The sequence below is a fragment of the Geobacillus thermopakistaniensis genome (genome assembly GCF_000498995.1).
In the GTDB taxonomy this organism is placed as follows: domain Bacteria; phylum Bacillota; class Bacilli; order Bacillales; family Anoxybacillaceae; genus Geobacillus; species Geobacillus thermoleovorans.
Genome location: NZ_AYSF01000029.1, coordinates 39,282 through 59,470, shown reverse-complemented (window position 1 = coordinate 59,470; position 20,189 = coordinate 39,282). Strand labels below are relative to the sequence as shown.

Here is a 20,189-nt window from a genome sequence, read left to right as displayed (position 1 = left end):
AAAATGAACACGAAAGTGCTGCAAGTCATCCTTGCCGTGTTGATTTTGGCGACGGCGGTGAAAATTTGGGTGGATATTTTATGATCGAAGCGCTTTCGTGTTCATTTTTTGCCCCGCTTTCGCCCCTAGCGGAGAGGCAAGCAAGCTCGCGACGACCATGATGAGCGCCGGGATGTAATCGACTTGGCCGGTGGCGATTTTCCCGAACGTAGAGCCAATGGAGGAAATGAACGTAATGGCCAAAGACGTAGCGATCGTCATTCGCGTCGGGATTTTCAGGACAACGAGCATGACCGGCACAAGCAAAAACGCCCCCGCTGCCCCGACGATGCCGGACCCGACGCCGATCAGAAACGCCAAGGCGGCCGCCACCCCTTTGTTGAACGTCACTTGGTCAAGCGGAATGTCATCGATCCCTTTTTTCGGCACAAACATCATGATGGCCGCCAATGCCGCCAAGATGCCGTAAACGACGTTAATCGTTCCCTCGCTCATCAGCTTCGAGCCATAGCCGCCGACAAAACTGCCAACAAGAATGCTTGCGCCCATATAGAGAATGAGCGATTTGTTCAAATAGCCGCTTTTTCGATACGCCCACACGCCGCCGATCGTGGCGAAAAACACTTGCACCGCGCTGATTCCCGACACTTCATGAGCGCTGAACGCCGCCAGCCCAAACAACGGCGGAAGATACAGAAGCATCGGATATTTAATAATCGACCCGCCGATCCCCACCATCCCAGAAATAAATGAACCGACAAAGCCGATTAAAAAGATGACAATGAGAAACGCGAGCGAAACATCCATCGACCATCCCTCCCTTTTGTTTTCAAAAGGGACGAGGCACGCCCCCGTCCCCTGCCAATCTGTGCCGCTTCTTTAGGCATGGGTATGATGCAGCGCGCAGCGGTTCGGGCCGATCTCAAGCTCCCGCTCTGTTTCGATATCCACGGTTTTGAGCCCGCGGTTGATGGCGACAATGTCTTCAAAGTTCGGCGGGGTTTCGGTATTGGCGCTTTGGATGACAAGATCGATAAATTCGTCTTTTGGTTTGTTTTGCATCATCTCATTGCGGGCGCGGATGCGGCCTAACGTATCGCCGACATACCCCTCCGCGTTGATTTCTTCGTCTAAGTTCGCGTAGTGAGCCGGCAAGACGATCACATCATCCGCCATAGCCGCCACTTTTTCATATACGGTGTGATACAAATCTTCCGCCCATTCCGCCACCTTGCCGCCGAGGTCCGGCCGCCCGAGACCGCCGACAAAAATCGTGTCACCTGAGAACAGCCATTTGCCGTTGACAAAGAACGAGACGCTGCCTGGCGTATGCCCCGGTGTTTTCACCGCCAGCACTTCAAGATGAACGTTTTCGAAGTCGATCGTTTCATGTTGCTCGAGCGGCTCGAAATCAAACACCGCTCCCTCGCTTTTCATCAAGTAGTACGTTGCTCCGGTTCGTTCGGCCAGCGCCTTGCCGCCGGAAAGATGGTCGGCATGCAAGTGCGAGTCCACGATATGCGTGATCGTTACCCCTTCTTGTTGGGCGGCTTGTTCGTACACATCGATAAACCGCAACGGATCGACGACAAGCGCTTCGCTTCCGGAGATGACCATATACGACAGGCATCCTTTGCCGACGCGGATGAATTGGTAAATTTTCAACTGATCATCTTCGTATACTTTGGCTTGATGGAGATGCTCACTCCACGCCTGCATCCCGCCAGCGAGCGTATAAACGTTGTCAAACCCGGCTTCCGTCAGCTGTTCGGCGACAAACGCCGCCGATCCGCCCTTCGCGCACACAACGACGATGTCTTGGTCTTTCGGAAGACGGTCGACAATCGAGTCAACCCCATCAATCAATTCAAAATACGGCACGTTCAAATACGCGAAGTTTTCCCCTTCGATTTTCCAATCGCGAAAATCGCTTTCGTTGCGGACGTCCAAGATGAACAACGATTCTTTGTTTAACACCTTTTCCGTCATTTGTTGCACGGTCATTTCTTTCACCATATTATCATACCCCCTAATGTATATTTGATTGTTGAAAAAGGCCGCTCATTACGATTGAGCGGAATCAAGCGGCCCGTTCCATTGCGACATGCCTGGAATGACGTTGCGCACACGGTCAAATCCTTTTTCGGCCAGCTTTTGCGCGGCCAAATCGCTCCGCGTCCCTGTGCGGCACACGACGTAAATCGTTTTGTCTTTCGGAAGCTCAGCCATCCGATTCTCGAGCTCCCCAAGCGGAATCGAAACGGCGCCCGGAATATGGCCAAACGCATACTCCGCCGGTTCGCGGACATCCAAGACAAACGAATCAGGATCGTGAAGTTTTTCTTGCAATTCTTCATTCGATACGACATGAGGGAATGTCGTTTCTTTGCGTGTTTCATTTTCCGCTGACTTGCGGATATAATGTTTCAAAACCCCATTTTCTTCAATCGTTCCTAAATATTGATGCCCTGTGCTTTCCGCCCATGCTTTGATATCGGCTTTGGATCCCTTATCCGTCGCCTGCACTTCCAGCACTTGGCCTGGCTGCAGCTCATTGATGGCTTTTTTCGTGCGGACGATCGGCATCGGGCAGGACAATCCTTTCGCGTCTACCGTCATATCGACTTTAATCATTGGCAGATTCCCTCCTTGATGGTTTATTCGATCGGTCCTTCCCAGGCGAGCATGCCGCCTGTCATGTTGACGACGCGGTAACCGCGGCTGTCAAGAAACTCCGCGGCACGGCCGCTCCGTCCGCCGGAACGGCAGACAAGAATATATTCTTCATTTTTGTCCAATTCATGCATGCGGAACTCAATCAAGCCGAGCGGAATGTTGACCGCTCCCGGAATTTTTCCTGTGGCGACTTCATCCGGCTCGCGCACGTCAATGATCCGAAGTGGCTCTCCAGCTCGAAGCCGTTCTTCTACCTCTTTCGGTGTGATTGTTTTCATCGTCATCCTCCTCTATTGCCAGGCGCTTAAACCGCCTTTGACGTTCGTTACGTGCTGAAATCCCATTTTCTTTAACAACTTGCTTGCTTTTTGGCTTCTCATTCCGCTTTGGCAAATGACCACCACTTCTTTTTCTTTGGATAGTTCGTGAACGCGTGCTGTCAATTCGTGCAGCGGGATGTTGCGAAAGCCCGGCAAGTGGAAAGAGCGAAACTCCATCGGAGTGCGCACGTCAATATATTGCACGCCAGGTTCTTTCAACCGGCGTTTCAATTCCGCTGTTGTGATCATCCGCACCCCTTTCGGCGGGATGAAGCGGCTGGCAAGAAACCAAGCAAGCAAAACGAACAATACGATGTTGATGATGGTTTGTGACATACCCTTCCCTCATTTTTAAATAAATAAGTTCACATTTCCTTCCGACGCATCAGCCAAATACGCGGCGACGCCAGCAAACTCAATGCCGTCGATCAATTCTTCCGGCTTCAGCCCAAGCAAATCGACCGTCATTTGGCAAGCGACGAGTTTCACGCCTTGTTCTTTCGCCATCTCGATCAACTGCGGAAGCGGCATGGCGTTATGTTTTTTGATGACCTTTTTGATCAACTTCGGGCCGATGCCGGCAAAATTCATGCGCGACAGCCCCATGCGGTCCGCGCCGCGCGGCATCATCTTCGCGAACATCTTTTCAAGAAACCCTTTTTGCACGGGAACCGGCGCCTCTTTCCGCAAGGCGTTCAGCCCCCAGAACGTATGAAAGATCGTCACGTCATGGTCGTAGGCAGCGGCGCCGTTGGCGATGATGTAAGCCGCCATCGCCTTATCGTAGTCGCCGCTGAACAAAATGATCGTCGTCTTTTTCTTCGGCTGTGTCATCTGGCTGCCTCCTCTCTAAATATACATATATGGGTATATTAAAATCTAAAAAATTATCCTTTTTGAATCCAGAACGTCAACACACCGTTTTCCTCTTTCATCTCAATGACCGTATGGCCGCTTGTTTTCGCCCATGCCGGCAAATCGTTTTTCGCCCCTTTATCGGTCGTTTGCACTTCCAGCACTTCTCCCGATTGCAATTCGTCCATCGCTTTTTTGGCTCTCACCACCGGCATCGGGCAAGCCAATCCTTTCGCATCCAATACTTTCGCTACGTTCATGATGATGACCTCCTTCACAACAGATTTTTATTACCATTACCCCTATGGGTATGTTACTACAAGAAAAAGAACGTTGTCAACACCTTTTTGTTTTTGTTGAGCAACGTGTTAACGACTTTTGACCAATAGTTCGATGGCTTCTTTGACAAGGTGATCTGTGTTTTCTCCTTTTTCCATGTTTTCCCGCAGGCAATGTTCCAAATTGGTGCTGACGATCACCGCAATGGCGCGGTCAATGGCATTGCGCGCCGCTGAAAGCTGGGAAACGACGCTCTTGCAGTCTTTCCCTTGTTCCATCATGCCAAGGACGCCTTTAATTTGTCCTTCAATCCGTTTTAAGCGGTTTTTGATCTCTTTGTTATATTCCATCGGCTCGTTCGCCCCCTTTCTTGACAATCACAAGCCGTGACCGAATAGCTTTTCACCTCATAGCCATAACAGCGCAACAGCCGGATGCCGACGTTTTTTTCGATGGCATCCTGGGCAATGATATGAAGCGGCTTTCGCGGGATATGCCGAACATGCCGTTTCAAATACGCCACCGGAATATGCAACGCTTGGCCAAATATGGAGCCGTTGCTTTCATTATAATCGCGCAAGTCAAGAAGAAGCAAGCCGTCCGGTACCTCTTCTACCGGAAGGCATGGGATATGTTTTACAGGATAGTAGCGTCGATACAACGCTGCGCCCAAAAGAATGAGAAAGAATAACAAACTGATGACGATCAACGGTTCACCCCCTCTATTCACCCTATGCACGATCATTATATACCCTATACGGTATAATGACAATAAGAAATATTTTCCTCAACAATTGGTTATTCCCAGCGAATCAAAAGACCATAGACAGCCGGGTGAAAACGGATAAGTTCCACGTTGCCCGCCTTTTGTTTCACATAGGAAAACAGTTCATCCGACGGAATCCGCTCATGGAGCGGCGGCCCCATTTCGCTTTCAATCGCTTCCCATTCGATCAACAGAAACTGCCCTTTTGGCTTCATCACGCGGCGAATTTCGTCAATGGCGGCTTCTTTTCGTTCCACTTCATGAAAGACGAACGCCATGATTCCTTTGTCCACCGAATGGGAAGGCAAGGCGGTCGAGGCGACATCCGCCACCCGATATTCGATGTTGGTGATCGCTAGTTTCTCGGCTCGCTGTTTTAACAATTCAATCATTTCCGGCTGCACATCGACCGCGTACACTTTTCCGTTTGTCGCCTGCGCGAGAGGAATCGTAAAATAGCCATTCCCCGAGCCAAGATCCACGATCGTGTCATTCGGTTTCACAGACAACATCGAAATCGCCTGTTGCGGGTCGATCCATTCCTTGCGCTTCGGATCCAATAATCGTTCAGCATGTTCGTAATGAAAACGATGCCCTGTCATCCTTTTCCCTCCTATTCCTCACTTCAATTTCATTATACTCGTAAAGAGAGGAAAAAAGCCGGCATTGGAAAACGCCGGCTCCTTTTCCCTACCGAACGGCGCAACGGTTTGGACCGATTTCCATCTCCCGTTGTTCCTCTTCCGTCGGATGCAATTTCCCCATGTTGGTCTGCCGAATTTCCTTGTAAGCATTCGGCTGCGGCGGCAAGTTCTCCGTGACCGTTCGGCGGAATTCTTCATCGCTAGAAATATTTAAACCATGATTCTTTTCATAAAGAACCCCCAACCGTTCCGCCACGCTGCCATCCTTATTCATTTCATTCGGCCCCATATAGTGCGCCGGCAATACAATCAAATCATCTGCAAGCTGTTTGTAACGCCGGTAAAGCGTCTCCCGCAGATCATCGACCCAGTCTTGCGCTTTCCCGGCAAGATCCGGGCGCCCGATCGAGTCGATGAATAAAATATCACCGGTTAACAAATATTGATCGTCCACAATAAACGATGTACTGCCGATCGTATGCCCCGGCGAATACAACGCTTCAATCACGACATGGCCGACGCGGATGCGGTCGCCATCTTGAATCGGTGTGTAGGTAAACGTCACCTCTTCCGCGTCTTTCGGCGGCAAGTAATACGTTGCACCCAGTTCTTCCGCCAACTTGCGCCCGCCAGAAATATGGTCGGCATGCAAGTGCGTATCGAGCACATGCTTGATTGTAATGCCGTGTTCGTTGGCAAAACGGACGTATGCGTCAGTCATGCGGTTCGTATCGATCAACGCCCCCTCGCCGTTCGATTCGACGAGATACGAGAGACACCCTTTGCCGAGGCGGACGAATTGGTAAATCGTTCCTCCGCTTTTCAGCTCGCCGATTTTCACTGGTTCCAAATGTTCGCTCCATGCCTTCATGCCACCTTCGATTGAATAAACGTCCGTATAGCCCGCCGCTTCCAACTGTTCTGCCACAAACTCCGACGAGCCGCCCTTCGCGCAAACGGCATAAATCGTTTTGCTTTTATCTTTTGGCAAACGGTCCAAATATGGTTCAATGCCATCCAACACTTCAAAATACGGAATATTGACGACCTCGACATGTCTCCCTTCAATCCGCCAGTCAGCAAAATCTTCGGGGTTGCGAGCGTCCACAATGAACAGCTCCTCACCGCGAATGATCTTATTGGCGATCTCTTTGACCGAAATCGTTTTTGCCAACGATATCCCCTCCTGATCTCATAGTTTCGTCAATGGTCCGTTATTCTCAACGATGATTCGCCTGATTCCACAATGCCATAATGGCATCCGGATCATACCCGAGCACCCAGCGGCCGTTAATCTCGATTTGCGGCACGCCCATTTGCCCGGTCGTTTCCACCAGCCTCCGCGCCGCTTCCGGATCGAGCTCGACATTCACTTCCTTAAACGGAATCCCTTGAGCGCGCAAAAAGTTTTTCGCCATGACACAATACGGGCATGTCGTTGTTGTATAGACAGTGACTTGTGCCATATTCTCCTTCCTCCTCTCCCTTATTAAAAGGCCAATGTAATATCGGCGTCTTTCGCAAACTGCAGGAACGTCGCCGCCCCCGCCACCTCAATGCCATCGACGAATTGGTCTTTGTCAAGCCCCATGACATCCATCGTCATTTGGCAAGCGATCAGCTTCACACCCATCTCTTGCGCCATTTGAAGCAATTCGGCAATCGATGGAACGTTCGCTTTTTGGAACCCTTGTTGAAAATGTTCTTTCCCTTCAGGAATCGGCAATTGTTTGTGCGCTTCTTTATGGATGAGATTCAACCCTTCAAATGTGAAAAACACCCCGACCTCCGCGTCTGCCGCCGCAGCAGCTGTCGCGATGTTGAACACCTTGTACGCATCAAACAACCCGCCGTTTGCTGCAATGATTGCCACTTTCATGCAAACAACCTCCTTATGTTTTTCGTTAATTATGTTTTATTGTCTGCCTCAAATTTATACACATATACACGTTTTTGTTATATACATATACGTGTATATGTATGTTACAGATATAATATTATCGAATTGTTTGTCTTTTGTCAACAGGAAAATACGCATCCAATTCTAAAAAAATAAAAAAGCAGCAAAACAAAGGCTGCTTTCAAAGCGTGCAAAATTGTTTTCCATATTTTTGCCTCGGGTTTGACAGTGATTCACTTGGTGACCCTTAAATGCAACATCAAACATAAGTTCATCCCCCTTTATCAGAGATCCATACCGAGGACCTACCTGTAAATATTTTACTTCTGTGCATTATAAGGAAACATCCGCCTACCTTCTGCTCCGAGTTATTAGCAAAAAAGCGGCTTTCGCCCAACCTTCTCATGACTGTCAAAACCATTTCCCATCTTTAACATTATACCTTTCTTACAGTGAAAAATTTCCTCAACAACCATGGCCCTGGCGCAAATCTTAACTTCAACTCCCATGCCCCAACGCCTGCAATCTGAAATTGGCGGGCCAATTTCATTTTCTGTCCCATGCTTCTGACATCTTCAAACCATACCTCATGAATGTTTCCAAGTTCATCAGTATATCGAAAAAACGGCGATTCATATTGAAACGAATATTGAATCGGTGATTGGTAACGCATGGCGGTTAAAACCGCCTCTTGGTTGGAGAGAGCATCCGCCAATGTCCCAGGCCGGTACGGAATGATCCAATCGTATCCATATAACGGGAGTCCGAGCAAGATTTTTTTTCGGGGCACGCGCTCGACGGCAAACTGAAGCGTCGATCTCACCTCACCAATTGGTGCAACTGGGCCAGGTTCACTTGTTAAATGGTGCCAATCGTACGCCATAATAAACATATAGTCGACGACAGCGCCAATGCCGCCGTAATCGTAGCCTCTTAGCCAAGGGATCTCCTCGCTCGTTTTCGCTGGAACGGCGATCGTCAAAACATATCCAGCCGGTTTTAACCGATCGCGCAACTGACGCAAAAAGCCAGTAAACAAATCACGATCCTCGCCGCGAACTTGCTCGAAGTCAATATTGACGCCACCATAGCCTTTTCGTGACACTAAATAAAAGATGTTCTCGACCAAATTCGCCCTTGCTTCCGGATTGTTCAGCACTTGGCTTGCCAGTCTCGTACTAAATCCTTCCGATGTTAGGTTCGTCACTACCGCAATGGGCGTCACGCGGTTTTGCCATGCTGTTTCAATCGCTGCGGCGTCATCCCGCGTAGTGACAATGTCGCCATTAGGGGCAAAGCGATATTCGAACAGGGCAATGTACGATGAATAGGGGGCAAAATCTCGCACGAGCGTCCGATCTAAGTTCGGTTCGCGGAGAGTGTAATAGGCTAACGTTATGGCTTGATACCAGGAAATATCAGGAATATAAATTTTCATTCCCGGATGCATTCTGTACGGATCCACCGCCGGATTGGCTGCCCGCAACTGTTCGACCGTCACAAATGCTTTCCGTGCGATGGCGCTTAGTGTGTCCCCTGACTGCACTGTATACGTATAGCTGGGAACAAGCAATGCTTGACCAGGAACAATATTCGTTTCAACTAAGCCATTGACAAGGCGCAGACTTTCCAGCGGATAATCGTATCGCCTGCTGATTGAAAAAAGCGTATCTCCAGGTTGAACAATGTGGATAAACATGACCATCCCCCCGTTGAATCAACAAAGCTTCGGCGCTGGCATCATGATAAATATATATATGCTTATCGACCGCAACCGCACCTTGTCTTGACATGGCCAGCTTGCGATTCTTTTGCATGTTCCTAACGCGCAAGTCCTCCACGCACACCAATGCTCACACGTGGAAGCGGGTGTCTTCTCGGTTCAGGATGATAAAAAGCGGCCAAAAAGCCGCTGTTAAAGCAAGGTAAAAAAATAATATCCAAACAATCCGGTGATCAGCAGCAACAGAGAAGCCAAAAACCAAATCAGCGGGCGCGATGGCCGGAACGTTTGTTCATTAATTTGTTTCGTCTTCACGACATAACTAATGGCAGAAAACACAATCGTGCAGATGGAAATCACCACCGCCAATGCTCCAATCAATCGGACAATGGCCGTGGACAATGCGTTGCTCGTTGATTTTTCATGCAAATTGATCATTAAAAAAGCAATTCCAATAATGGCAATCGAGGTGCGAATCCAGGCGAGAAACGTCCGTTCATTGGCTAAGTGTTGCTGAATATATTTGGAGTCCTCTGTCGGTTGCTGTTTCGTCTCTTTCATCCATTATTTCCCCTTTTCTCTATCGACGATGTGCTTATTGGATCGATTCCATTTGATCCACCATCCAGTCATAACTCATCGGTCCAATCATTTTTTTCCGTATGATCCCTTTCGAATCAATGAGATAGCTTGTCGGAATCGCTTGAGCTTCGTATTGGCGGGATACCTCTCCTTTTTCATCAAGAACGACAGTAAACGTAATTCCATACTCCTGAATGAAGCGCGCGACATGTTCCGGCTGCCTTTCCGATTGGGTTAAATTGACCGCGACAATCTCCACTCTCTCATCTTTATACTGCTCGTAAAACTTTTGCATATCCGGCATTTCCGCACGACAAGGCGGACACCAAGTCGCCCATATGTTCACAATCACTCTTTTTCCGCGAAAATCTGATAGTCTCACTTCCTCCCCATTCAGCGTCCGCAATACAAAATCTGGCGCTCGATTTCCCACTTCAATTCCCTCGGCGACTTGGCCTTCGCTTTTTCCTCCATCTTTCACCGAAGAAGCCATGTTTTTGGACAACGTATCATAGATCGCCCACCCTGTCAAAATCAGAAGTACCAATACCACTGTTGCTTTCTTCAACCTTCTCCCCCCTTGCGTTGTTAAAAGGAAAAAATAGAATAACTCGATAACAAGGCGCTAATTTTCGCCATTTGCCCAGTATAAAGCAAAACGCCGAGTACAACGAGCAACCAGCCATTAACCTTCGATAACAGTGGAAGCCAACGATTCACATTTTTTACGATTTGCAGTGATTTCGTCATGGCAAGAGAGAGAAGCAAAAATGGCACACCCAACCCTAAAGAATAAACCAAGAGAAGCACCATCCCGCTATATAACGTTTCCGTTGAACTAGCCAATAGTAAAATGGATGACAGTGTCAATCCTACACAAGGCGTCCATCCAGCCGCAAACGCCATTCCGACAAATATGGAACTTAACCATCCTTTTGCCTTACTTGTGCTTGTGTCCCAACGTTTTTCCTTCATCAGCAGACGAAAAGAGAGAATGCCAGCCATCTGCAAACCGAATATGATAATAAACAAACCGGCAAGTTTTTCAATAAACTCGCGATATTGAACCAACATCTGTCCAATCGCACTTGCCGTCGCTCCCATCAGTACAAAAATGACACTGAATCCGCCAATAAACGCAAGAGAGCGCATGAGGATCTCCCGTTTTCCGACCCGGATTCTGTTTTCCCTTATTGGAGTGCCTGTCAAATGAGCAACATAGGCAGGAACAAGGGGAAAAATGCAAGGGGAAAAGAAAGAAAGCGCTCCTGCAACGAAAGCGAATATCACTGACATATGGATCGACATCCTTTCAATTCAGTCACATTTCAAGAAAAGAGCAGCACATCTTTATTTCGAGTTTCGAACTCCTGTCCGATATCCCATCACTTCGCTATCATCCAAATCATCCATTGCCCGCCTCCCCATATCGTTAAAAATAGATACGTATACTCCGCCCTTTCAAGAGGATTTCGCTGCCAAATCGTCCACAACATCACTACGGCGGCAAGGAACAGCTGATATAAGTGAATCGGATGGAGAGCAAACAAAAAATGAACCAACGGCGGTCCGTATTGCCGTTCGAACAAATAGTAAACAAAATGCGCCCCTAAATAAACCACTATCGTCGAATTCACCAACAAATGCATAGGAATATTTTGGCGATAGGTGCGAAATATAGTCACGGCGGCAGCCGTCACCGCCCCAAGCATCACACCTCGATCTCCACCTGGCAAATACAACACCCCAAGCGGATTGTGCCATAACAAAGAAGGATCCATTAATACTGGGCTGATTTTCCAAACAACCAAGTAAACGAACACGCCGTCTATTAACAATTGTTGTATGCATCTCCGCTGTTCGCTTGAACCCGTCCAGACAACACGCCAAAACAAATACCCCCCAGCTCCAGCAACTAACCAAATGAGCCAGCTCGTGCGAATAAGCAAAGGCCCCACATCAATGACATCATTCATGTTCCGCACTCCCAACGTTGGATGCTCTCCAATGACGAGAAAATCTTTCATTCCTTTATCATCAATTGAAAACAATGCAAATGAATTTTTATACAACTACTCCTATGGGTATATTAGCCCCCAATCTAGACGTTGTCAACCAGTGGTATTAGATAAAATAAAACAAGCAAAAAATAGCCCTTATCTGCGGATCTCCAAATAGAATGAAGTGCCACCTATCCTTCAAAAGGAAGAGTCCCTATACAAGAGCACTTTCATTTTTCTACAGAATCAAGCCAGACTTCAAAAAACCATATGCCGCCATTTTCTTTTTTGTCTCTGCTCAACTGTCATTGATTCAGATGCATCTTCATCGCCGCAACCGCCTGGTCAATCAGGAAGATGCCGTGGACATGGCGACTTACCTTGTCAGGAAAGTTGCTGAGCTTTTCTTCCGAACGGGCATGACATCACTTTGCCACTGTTTTCAAAGTTTCATCCAGCCGCATACGTGAATAGACTCCAGCAAGAAAGGGTAGCAAGGCCACGATCTCGATTGCCCATGTGACTCCTAATAAATCTGCTATTATTCCAGCAATTAACGCCCCGAACGCATAACCACTATCTCTCCAAAAACGGTACACTCCCATTGAAGATGCGCGCCAGTTAGGTGATGCAACATCACCAATTGCTGCCTGCAAGGTCGGATAAACCATTGCTGTACCCAAACCTAAAAGAATAGCACCTAAAATCCATAAAGAAAAACTGTTAACAAATAAGATAAACCAAAGGGCAAATGCTTGTGTCCACATTCCATAGGTAATTAATTTTTTCCTTCCGACTTTATCACTCAATACTCCCGTAAACAACTGAAAAAATCCCCATGCGGCTGGATATACAGCTACTATTGTACCTGTTTGGCTAACACTTAAACCTACAGTAGTAAAATATAAAGGAAATAGCCCCCAAGCCATCCCATCTTTCAAATTCGTTGCCAATCCAGAAAAACTAATACTAGAAAGGTTTTTATCTTTCCATGTTGTTAAGTTAAATACCTCTTTGGATGATAAATTATTAATGCTCTCATTTTTTGTAGCATTATCTCGAATTTGAATCTTTAGATGTTGCCCAGTATCCTTTACAATTAAAGATAATAAAATTCCAATAATGACAATACCGATCCCTAAATAAAATGGTTCTGGTCTTAATGAGTAGGAAGAAGCAACATAACCTGATACTGCAGCCATTATTGCCACACCAGAATATCCCGCGAATTCATTTAAACCTACTGCCGTTCCTCTTTGGTTCGCTTTGGAAATGTCTATCTTCATATTAACTGTCATTGACCAAGTCAGTCCTTGGTTAATACCTAACAAAATATTTGCAAATACAATTACCCACCATGCATGTGCGAAAATAGTGAGAATAGGTACAAATAAACCAACGACCCAACCTAACAAGAGAACTCTTTTCCTGCCAAACTTATCAGCAATTTGCCCTGCAAAATAATTTACAATCGCCTTAGAAAAACCAAAACTAATGATAAAGGAAAGAGCTGCGCTTGTAGAAGCCAAACCAAACTGTTCCTCACCTAATAACGGTAGAACAGTTCGTTCAATCCCTACCATTGATCCAACAAATAAATTGGTAACGACTAATAAAATAAATTGATATAAATTTTCCTTGATCCCGATTTTTTTAGACATTACTTTCACCTCCTAAAGGGCTGGTGATTTAGTACAAAAGGTTGCTGATCCCAGACGTTTTTCAATTAGATAAACCTTGCGAGACGATCTTTCTTTTTTGGCGAAATACCGCTGATTTGCACGTGACAGCTATTTTTCACCTACCTTCTAAGAGTATGTCCCAAAAGTGTTGAGACATATCTTTCATTATTACACCTTTTGATTCGTGGGAGGCAAGAGGGAGATCGATGACGAATACCGATTCATCCTCCGCTTACGCTCATGCGTGGAAGTGGGGGCTTCTCGGTTTAGAATGATAAAGAAGTATGAGAAAGAAGTCAATTATTCACTCACACATCTTTCAAGCCCACCCAGAACGAGACGACGACCGACAGTCCAACGATAATCATCGGTGCATACGTGATCAAAAACGTTTGCATCATCCTTTTCCTCCTTCCCATTTTCCTTTGACGTACGTTTTGTTAAACAAAAAGAGGCGCATCAGCAAATAGAGCGATGGAATCAAAAGCAACAAGCCAGCAATAAACGCAACGATCAGCGCAATGGCCATTGTCTCATTCGTAAACCCGTCGTAAATTGTCAGATACGGGTAAAGCAAATACGGATAGTGCGAAATACCGTAGGCGTAAAAGGCGAACGCATATTGACACAAAAGCGCAATAAACGCCCAGCCGAACCGCCGTTGCCGCCAAAGAAGCCAAACGGTGAGCGCAAAAAAGAGAAAAGAAACGCCAAACATCCAGGCCATGTTCCACAAATTTGCGTAATGTTCAGGATTATGGTAGCGCAGCTGGTAAATAATGAGCAGTGCTGATAACATCGTCGGCCCGCTCCAAATAAGAGCATAGCGGCGCAACAGCGCTCGCGCTCGTTCATCCCCGGCCGCGTCTGCATAATACGTCAAAAACACAGCGGAAATGTACAAAACGCTTGTGACGCTTAACAGCACGATGCTCCATGACAGCGGGCTGGCAAACAACTTGCCGTAATCAAGCATCAGGGAGTCTCCGTTTTTTTCAGCAAATCCGCCTTCTGAAATCGTCAAGACGATGGACAGCGATGCCGGGATGAACAATCCTGTCAATCCGTAAGCGAGCAAATACCAGTTCCGCTCCGTCCCCCCGTACGTGTGAAACGCGTAGTATGAACCGCGGATGGCAAGCAAAATAATCGAAAGGCTGGCCGGAACGAGCAAAATCGATCCGTAATAATAAGCTGTCTTCGGGAAAAAGCCGACGATGCCGACAAAGAAAAAGACGAGAAAAACGTTCGTCACTTCCCACACCGGCGAAAGGTAGCGCTGAATGATGCGATGCAAAATATGCTGTTTGTTCGCCCAATGGCTGTAGGCACTGAAAAAACCAGCCCCGAAGTCGATCGAAGCGATAATAATATAACCAAACAGAAACAGCCATAACACCGAAATGCCAATAACTTCAAGCGTCATAGTGCCACCTCCCCGTTGCCATTGCCCTCCGCCAATTCCCGCTCAACCGGGTTGCGGCGGAACAAACGAACAAGGACTATTACGCTTGCGATTCCTAACACGAGGTATAGCAGGCAAAACAAGACAAGCATCATATCGACATGGGTAGATGATGTCGCGGCCTCGGCTGTTTTCATATAGCCGCGCAAAATCCACGGCTGCCGTCCGACTTCCGCCAAGTACCATCCGGCCTCAATCGCGATCATTGACAGCGGCCCTCCCGCCGCTAACAGGCCAAAAAACCATTTTTTCGTCGTCCATTTCCACCGAAAAACCGACCCGAGCCAATACGCCGTTGCGACCAACATTAAAAATACGCCAATTGCCACCATCATATCGAATAAATAATGAATGTACAGCGGCGGCCGCTCATCTTTTGGAATGTCATTCAGTCCGGTCACAATGGCGCCGGGATGGTTATGGGCTAGGACGCTAAGGGCGTATGGAATTTTCAGCGCGTATTTCACTTCACCGTCTTCTTCAAGCATACCAAAAAACACAAGCGGCGCATGGGAACTCGTTTCGAAATGCCATTCAGCGGCCGCGAGCTTCTCCGGCTGATAGACAGCCAAAAATTTTCCTGACAAATCGCCAACAAGGGCGCTCGCTATCGAAAAAATCAACGCCGCTTTCATCGTTAAATGAAGCGCCTTGCGATGATAAATGTGCCTGTTGCCTTTGAGCAAACGCCAAGCAGCAATCGAAGCAAGAACAAACGCCGATGTCATATACGCCGTCGCCAGCACATGGGCGACTTTCGTCGGCATCGCTGGGTTGAACATCGCCGCGATCGGGTCGATGTTGACAATCTCACCGTTTTTCAGCGCAAACCCTTGCGGTGTGTTCATAAACGCGTTCACCATCGTAATAAACATCGCGGACGCCGAAGAACCGACCGCCACCGGAATAAGCAAAAGTAAATGTTTTTTCTGGTTTTCGAATCGATCCCATGTGTACAAATAAATACCGAGAAAAATTGCCTCAAAAAAGAACGCGAACGTCTCCATAAACAGCGGCAGACTAATCACCTGGCCAGCCAGCTGCATAAAATGCGGCCATAAAAGCGACAGCTGCAAGCCGATCGCCGTCCCGGTCACAACGCCGACCGCCACTGTAATGACAAAGCCGCGCGTCCAACGGCGGGCGAGCAAAACATAATGCATATCGTTTTTGCGGATCCCGACCCACTGGGCGATGGCGATCATAAGCGGAATCCCGACGCCGATCGTGGCATAAATAATATGGAACGTTAATGTTAACTCGGTCAATACGCGGCTGAACCACACCGGATCGTATTCGCGCACGGTTCATCCCCCCTAAGAAAATAGTCGGCTGATCAACGAAACAAACACGGCTGCCGCCGCCAAAAAACTAATCCATACAAGCCATATTTCTTGCCGTTTCCCCACGATCATCCTCTCCCATCGACATTCATGCACAACAAATTTTATGATAAATATCACAAACTAGTCATTTTTATTATCCCACAAAACATCCTCGTCTTATCCCTTACAAATGCGAATAATTTGTGACATTTTTCACATATTTATTGTGAAAAGCAAAGAATCGGGACCCCTTATCTCAAATCACATGCATAGAATGATCACTAAAATTTATAAATTATACTAAATCTGCAATCTGATTTTTTAAAGCGTATTGAATGAGCTCATGTTTTTCCTTAATACCAAGCTTCTGCATAATGTTCGCTTTATGGCTTTCAACTGTTTTAGGACTGATTTTTAATTTGTTCGCAATTTGATTATTGGTATATCCTAAAAATGTCAACCGAACAATTTCCCGCTCACGATTTGTAAGAGGAGATCTCAGTTCTTTTTCCATGATTATTTTTTCTAGTTTCTCTTGTGGGATATGTGTACGGTAAAACCGTTCTCCTCGACATACCGCTTTCAATGCTTTGTACAAATCGTTCGTTTGACTATTTTTTAACAAGTAGCCATGAATGTTATGTTGAAGGGCTTTTTGCACATATATTTCTTCATCGTGCATGGTTAAAACAACGATTTTGGTATCCAGTTCATCCATGATTGTCTTTGCGGTTGTAAATCCATCAAGCCCTGTCGGCATAGAAAGGTCTAGCAAAACAACATCAGGATGATGCTTCAACGCAAGCGTAATCGCATCACAACCGTTGCTTGCTTCTCCAACGACTTCAACATCTGGAAACCCTTCGAGAAGTAGACGAATGCCTTTGCGAATTAAATCATGATCATCGACGATTAACACTTTCATCTTCTTCACCCCCTTCTATTGGTACACATACAAAAATCGTTGTTCCTTTCATTGGTGCAGACGTAATTATTGTTTCTCCACCTAAATGGGAAATACGCTCTTGAATATGTTTTAAGCCAAGTCCTTCGCGTTTTTCTTCAACCTCGAAACCAACTCCGTTATCTTTAATAGATACGTGTAATTCTTGCCCCACTCGTTCGATTGTTATACATACATCTGTTGCCTTTGCGTGCTTCATGACATTATGCAATGCTTCTTGAATGACACGGTAAAGATTAATTTCCACTGTTGGCGACAAGCGCGTGTATACATTCGTTTGAAGTGAAAACGACATATTTGGCATTTTTGATTCAAATGAATGAATGAGCGATTGAATGGTCGGAATGAGCCCAAGTGCGTCTAAACTTTTCGGACGAAGTTGTTGCGCATATAGCTTCACATCCTCCATGACACGACAAAGTTCTTCGCGTACCTCTTTGACATATGCGTGTAACTTTTCATCCTGTATACGTTGTATGATATTATCTAAAGCAATAGAAATACTGTAGAGTGACTGACCAACACCGTCGTGCAATTCTTGTGCGAGACGTTTATGTTCTTCCTCTTTTGCTTCTGTTAGTTTTTTCACCATCCATTTGGAATGAAGTACTTCTTCTTCTTTTTTCTTCACCGTTTGGTCACGAAGTACAAGCAAATAATATTTTGCACCGTCTTGTTCAAGGATAAGCGCTGTGCTCATTTCCACATCAATTAAGTGTCCATGATAAGTTGGCATTTCAGATAAAAAATACGGCACTTCTTCAGTGGAAATTAAATAACATCGCTCTTCACCTTGACGTACATCACGCTTTTGACAAAACGAGCAATATGGTACTTTTTCGCCAAGTTGCCACCCAGTGAGTCGCTTAGCAGCTGGATTCATTTCGACAATTGTTCGCTCATGATCCATTACAATGATCCCGTCTTGAATGTAAGTAAAAATTCTATCCAAAAATTTCATTTTCACCCCCCTTTCCCTATTATAGGAGTCAAAAGAAAAAATTGAAAGAAAGGACTGATGAAATCAGTCCTTATGCTTTTCTGGCAATTGGAAGTTTTTCTTGCACCCACGCTAAATACCCACCTTTTAAATTCAGCACCTGTTTTACCCCTTTTGCTTGTAAGATACTTGCGCCAATTGCTGAGCGTGCACCTGATTGACATTGAACAATGTACGTTTTTCCTTCTGGAATCTCGTTTAAACGATCAGCAAGCGTGCCGAGCATAATATGTTGTGCCCCTTCAATATATCCTTCGTCCCATTCTGCTTGATTGCGCACATCAATAAGGTGATAATGCTCGTCTTGTAAATATTGACGCAATTGTTGCACATCAATTTCTTCATATCTCTCTACTTCACCGCTTAATGCAACGACTGGTTCAATGTACGCAACAATGCGGTCCAATCCAATATAAGCAAGCGCTTTGCGAATCGCTTGTACATCTTCTTGACTTGCAATCAACACAATGTCTTGGTCATAGTTAATGAACCAACCTGCCCAGTTTGTAAATGATTTGTTAAAAGGAATGTTGATGGACCCTGCATAATGTGCATTCGCAAATTCTTGAGGCGGACGAACGTCTAAAATAAACACTCCGTTTGATTGATACTCCTCGAGTTGCTCACGTGTTGGCAACGCTGGTACTTCTTCTTCATTCAAATATTCAGGACCAATTTTGTTCACTTGTTTCATCATTGCAAAATATTTTGGCGGCTCCGGTTGCCCTGCAAGCAATAGTTTCACAAACTCTTCTTCATCTTCAATTTTTAGCGCCCAGTTGGTCAGCTTTTCATATCCAACCGTTGAAGAAGGAACAGCACCAAGTGCCTTCCCGCATGCACTTCCTGCTCCGTGCGCCGGCCATACTTTTAAATAATCTGGGAGCGCTTTGAATTTTTTTAGCGATTGGAACATTTGACGAGCGCCAATGTCCGCTGTGCCGAAAATCCCTGCTGCTTTTTCAAGCAGGTCCGGACGGCCAACGTCCCCAACAAAAACGAAGTCACCTGTAAAAATGCCCATCGGCTCTTTTGCGCCGCCGCCTTTATCAGTTAAGATGAACGAAATATGTTCTGGTGTATGCCCTGGTGTATGAATCACTTGAAACTCAACGTTTCCTACTGTAAAAATGCTTCCCTCCTTCACAAGCTCGTAATCAACTTCATTTAAATATTGATATTTCCAGTTCTCATCTCCTTCATCCGATAAATACAGTTTTGCTCCACAACGTTTCGCTAATTCTTTGGCTCCTGAAACGAAGTCAGCATGAATGTGTGTTTCTGCTGCAGCTACTATTCGCAATCCTTCTTTTTTCGCTGTATCGATATACCAATCAATGCTGCGACCTGGGTCAATAACGATTGCCTCACCTGTTCGTTGGCATCCAACTAAGTAAGACATATGAGCTAATTGTTCATAAAAAAATGAACGAAAGAACATATGCATCCCCCTCATTATTTATGTTTGCTTGCTACATCAAGCAGCGTTTCTATATATTTCACTCCATCTTGAACGATTGGATGTTTTAACAAACGATATATGCGTAAAAGTGATACAGTTGTCGAATCACGCTCGCAAGCAAAGCGCTCGTTCGTTTCTTTTAAGATGTTTAGTCCTTTTCCAATTGGAACAATATCTTTGATTCCTTTCGTCCAATACGCCATCGACTCGTGATCATTCATGATGCTTGTAGCGAACAAGATCAACTCTTCTGCTTTTTGCAACCATTGTACAAGTGTCGGCAACAATTGAATGAGTGTTGCAATCGCTTCAAAATGTTCGGACGTCAACCGAAACGGTGCTGCTTTTGCTTCCCATTCAGCAAACAACGACTCAAGCGTTTGTTTATCGTTCATGACATGTTGGATGAATGTGATTTTTTCTTCCATTGATTCTGTCGCTTCTTTTAGCTGCGGGAGTTTTTCAATAAAGTAATGGAGCGCTTCCCGTTGCTCATCCTTTTCAAGCAGTTGCAATATAGGCTGTAACGACATCGTTCATCCCCCT

26 protein-coding genes and 2 pseudogenes are annotated in these 20,189 nt (G+C 46.1%); 2 read left to right on the top strand and 26 right to left on the bottom strand.

The features are described from left to right. Positions 1-84, top strand: a pseudogene (locus tag T260_RS1000000140720) (sulfite exporter TauE/SafE family protein); the annotation flags it as partial. Here T260_RS1000000140720 and T260_RS135030 read toward each other — a convergent pair. The 18 genes from T260_RS135030 to T260_RS135115 form a co-directional block, all read right to left on the bottom strand. Continuing rightward, positions 79-807, bottom strand: a complete 729-nt coding sequence (locus T260_RS135030; protein ID WP_023633464.1) for a sulfite exporter TauE/SafE family protein — start codon at positions 805-807, stop codon at positions 79-81. The pseudogene T260_RS1000000140720 and the gene T260_RS135030 sit on opposite strands and share 6 nt — an antisense overlap. Before the next feature lie 72 nt (positions 808-879). Continuing rightward, positions 880-2,016 (bottom strand): MBL fold metallo-hydrolase, encoded by a 1,137-nt coding sequence (locus tag T260_RS135035; protein ID WP_023633463.1) that lies wholly within the window; start codon positions 2,014-2,016, stop codon positions 880-882. Between the two features lie 48 nt (positions 2,017-2,064). Further along, positions 2,065-2,634, bottom strand: a complete 570-nt coding sequence (locus T260_RS135040) for a sulfurtransferase TusA family protein (RefSeq protein WP_013145020.1) — start codon at positions 2,632-2,634, stop codon at positions 2,065-2,067. Positions 2,635-2,657: 23 nt separating this feature from the next. Further along, complete coding sequence (locus T260_RS135045) at positions 2,658-2,954, bottom strand: rhodanese-like domain-containing protein (RefSeq protein WP_021321728.1); 297 nt, start codon at positions 2,952-2,954, stop codon at positions 2,658-2,660. Between the two features lie 12 nt (positions 2,955-2,966). After that, positions 2,967-3,332: a rhodanese-like domain-containing protein gene (locus T260_RS135050; protein WP_014196117.1), complete on the bottom strand. Its 366-nt coding sequence runs from the start codon at positions 3,330-3,332 to the stop codon at positions 2,967-2,969. A gap of 15 nt (positions 3,333-3,347) precedes the next feature. After that, positions 3,348-3,830, bottom strand: coding sequence for a DsrE/DsrF/DrsH-like family protein (locus tag T260_RS135055; protein WP_013524024.1), 483 nt, complete (start codon positions 3,828-3,830; stop codon positions 3,348-3,350). A 53-nt stretch (positions 3,831-3,883) separates the two neighbouring features. After that, positions 3,884-4,111 carry a sulfurtransferase TusA family protein gene (locus T260_RS135060; RefSeq protein WP_013145016.1) on the bottom strand — a complete coding sequence of 76 codons (228 nt, stop codon included), beginning with the start codon at positions 4,109-4,111 and terminating at the stop codon, positions 3,884-3,886. A 108-nt stretch (positions 4,112-4,219) separates the two neighbouring features. After that, complete coding sequence (locus T260_RS135065) at positions 4,220-4,480, bottom strand: metal-sensitive transcriptional regulator (RefSeq protein ID WP_011231557.1); 261 nt, start codon at positions 4,478-4,480, stop codon at positions 4,220-4,222. Then, positions 4,447-4,839, bottom strand: a complete 393-nt coding sequence (locus T260_RS135070) for a hypothetical protein (RefSeq protein ID WP_014196118.1) — start codon at positions 4,837-4,839, stop codon at positions 4,447-4,449. Before T260_RS135070 ends, T260_RS135065 begins: the two co-directional genes overlap by 34 nt. A gap of 89 nt (positions 4,840-4,928) precedes the next feature. Then, a complete protein-coding gene (locus tag T260_RS135075; RefSeq protein ID WP_023633461.1) occupies positions 4,929-5,498 on the bottom strand; it encodes a class I SAM-dependent methyltransferase in 570 nt (189 codons plus the stop codon). 88 nt (positions 5,499-5,586) lie between these two features. Beyond that, positions 5,587-6,714 carry an MBL fold metallo-hydrolase gene (locus T260_RS135080; RefSeq protein ID WP_014196120.1) on the bottom strand — a complete coding sequence of 376 codons (1,128 nt, stop codon included), beginning with the start codon at positions 6,712-6,714 and terminating at the stop codon, positions 5,587-5,589. Between the two features lie 46 nt (positions 6,715-6,760). Beyond that, entirely contained in the window at positions 6,761-7,006 is a 246-nt protein-coding gene (locus T260_RS135085; RefSeq protein WP_013145011.1) for a glutaredoxin family protein, read from the bottom strand. 23 nt (positions 7,007-7,029) lie between these two features. Continuing rightward, on the bottom strand, positions 7,030-7,419 hold the full coding sequence (locus T260_RS135090; RefSeq protein ID WP_011231562.1) for a DsrE/DsrF/DrsH-like family protein: 390 nt from the start codon (positions 7,417-7,419) through the stop codon (positions 7,030-7,032). Between the two features lie 457 nt (positions 7,420-7,876). Continuing rightward, entirely contained in the window at positions 7,877-9,139 is a 1,263-nt protein-coding gene (locus T260_RS135095) for a glycoside hydrolase family 18 protein (RefSeq protein ID WP_023633459.1), read from the bottom strand. Between the two features lie 216 nt (positions 9,140-9,355). After that, positions 9,356-9,724, bottom strand: coding sequence for a YidH family protein (locus T260_RS135100; RefSeq protein WP_011231564.1), 369 nt, complete (start codon positions 9,722-9,724; stop codon positions 9,356-9,358). A gap of 34 nt (positions 9,725-9,758) precedes the next feature. After that, positions 9,759-10,313, bottom strand: coding sequence for a peroxiredoxin family protein (locus T260_RS135105; protein WP_023633458.1), 555 nt, complete (start codon positions 10,311-10,313; stop codon positions 9,759-9,761). A gap of 20 nt (positions 10,314-10,333) precedes the next feature. Then, positions 10,334-11,041, bottom strand: coding sequence for a cytochrome c biogenesis CcdA family protein (locus T260_RS135110; RefSeq protein ID WP_011231566.1), 708 nt, complete (start codon positions 11,039-11,041; stop codon positions 10,334-10,336). Between the two features lie 89 nt (positions 11,042-11,130). Then, positions 11,131-11,721 carry a hypothetical protein gene (locus T260_RS135115; protein ID WP_031212265.1) on the bottom strand — a complete coding sequence of 197 codons (591 nt, stop codon included), beginning with the start codon at positions 11,719-11,721 and terminating at the stop codon, positions 11,131-11,133. A 240-nt stretch (positions 11,722-11,961) separates the two neighbouring features. Here T260_RS135115 and T260_RS1000000138530 point away from each other — a divergent pair. Further along, positions 11,962-12,165, top strand: a pseudogene (locus tag T260_RS1000000138530) (IS982 family transposase); the annotation flags it as partial. A gap of 5 nt (positions 12,166-12,170) precedes the next feature. On the opposite strand, the gene T260_RS135120 reads toward T260_RS1000000138530, so the two are convergent. The 8 genes from T260_RS135120 to T260_RS135150 all read right to left on the bottom strand — a co-directional run bounded on the left by T260_RS135120 (position 12,171) and on the right by T260_RS135150 (position 20,176). Continuing rightward, complete coding sequence (locus T260_RS135120; RefSeq protein WP_023633456.1) at positions 12,171-13,406, bottom strand: MFS transporter; 1,236 nt, start codon at positions 13,404-13,406, stop codon at positions 12,171-12,173. A 329-nt stretch (positions 13,407-13,735) separates the two neighbouring features. After that, positions 13,736-13,828 (bottom strand): cytochrome bd oxidase small subunit CydS family protein, encoded by a 93-nt coding sequence (gene cydS, locus T260_RS1000000140715; protein ID WP_013145009.1) that lies wholly within the window; start codon positions 13,826-13,828, stop codon positions 13,736-13,738. Further along, positions 13,825-14,853: a cytochrome d ubiquinol oxidase subunit II gene (locus T260_RS135125; RefSeq protein ID WP_011231569.1), complete on the bottom strand. Its 1,029-nt coding sequence runs from the start codon at positions 14,851-14,853 to the stop codon at positions 13,825-13,827. Before T260_RS135125 ends, cydS begins: the two co-directional genes overlap by 4 nt. Then, positions 14,850-16,196 carry a cytochrome ubiquinol oxidase subunit I gene (locus T260_RS135130; RefSeq protein ID WP_011231570.1) on the bottom strand — a complete coding sequence of 449 codons (1,347 nt, stop codon included), beginning with the start codon at positions 16,194-16,196 and terminating at the stop codon, positions 14,850-14,852. The genes T260_RS135125 and T260_RS135130 overlap by 4 nt, the downstream gene beginning before the upstream one ends. Positions 16,197-16,512: 316 nt before the next feature. Further along, positions 16,513-17,142, bottom strand: coding sequence for a response regulator (locus T260_RS135135; protein WP_023633455.1), 630 nt, complete (start codon positions 17,140-17,142; stop codon positions 16,513-16,515). Beyond that, the gene (locus tag T260_RS135140) at positions 17,120-18,142 is read right to left on the bottom strand and encodes a PAS domain-containing sensor histidine kinase (protein WP_011231572.1); all 1,023 of its coding nucleotides are present in this window, start codon (positions 18,140-18,142) and stop codon (positions 17,120-17,122) included. The genes T260_RS135135 and T260_RS135140 overlap by 23 nt, the downstream gene beginning before the upstream one ends. Positions 18,143-18,212: 70 nt before the next feature. Continuing rightward, positions 18,213-19,622 carry an MBL fold metallo-hydrolase gene (locus tag T260_RS135145; protein ID WP_011231573.1) on the bottom strand — a complete coding sequence of 470 codons (1,410 nt, stop codon included), beginning with the start codon at positions 19,620-19,622 and terminating at the stop codon, positions 18,213-18,215. 14 nt (positions 19,623-19,636) lie between these two features. Continuing rightward, the gene (locus T260_RS135150) at positions 19,637-20,176 is read right to left on the bottom strand and encodes a hypothetical protein (protein WP_023633454.1); all 540 of its coding nucleotides are present in this window, start codon (positions 20,174-20,176) and stop codon (positions 19,637-19,639) included. Between the last annotated feature and the right edge of the window lie 13 nt (positions 20,177-20,189).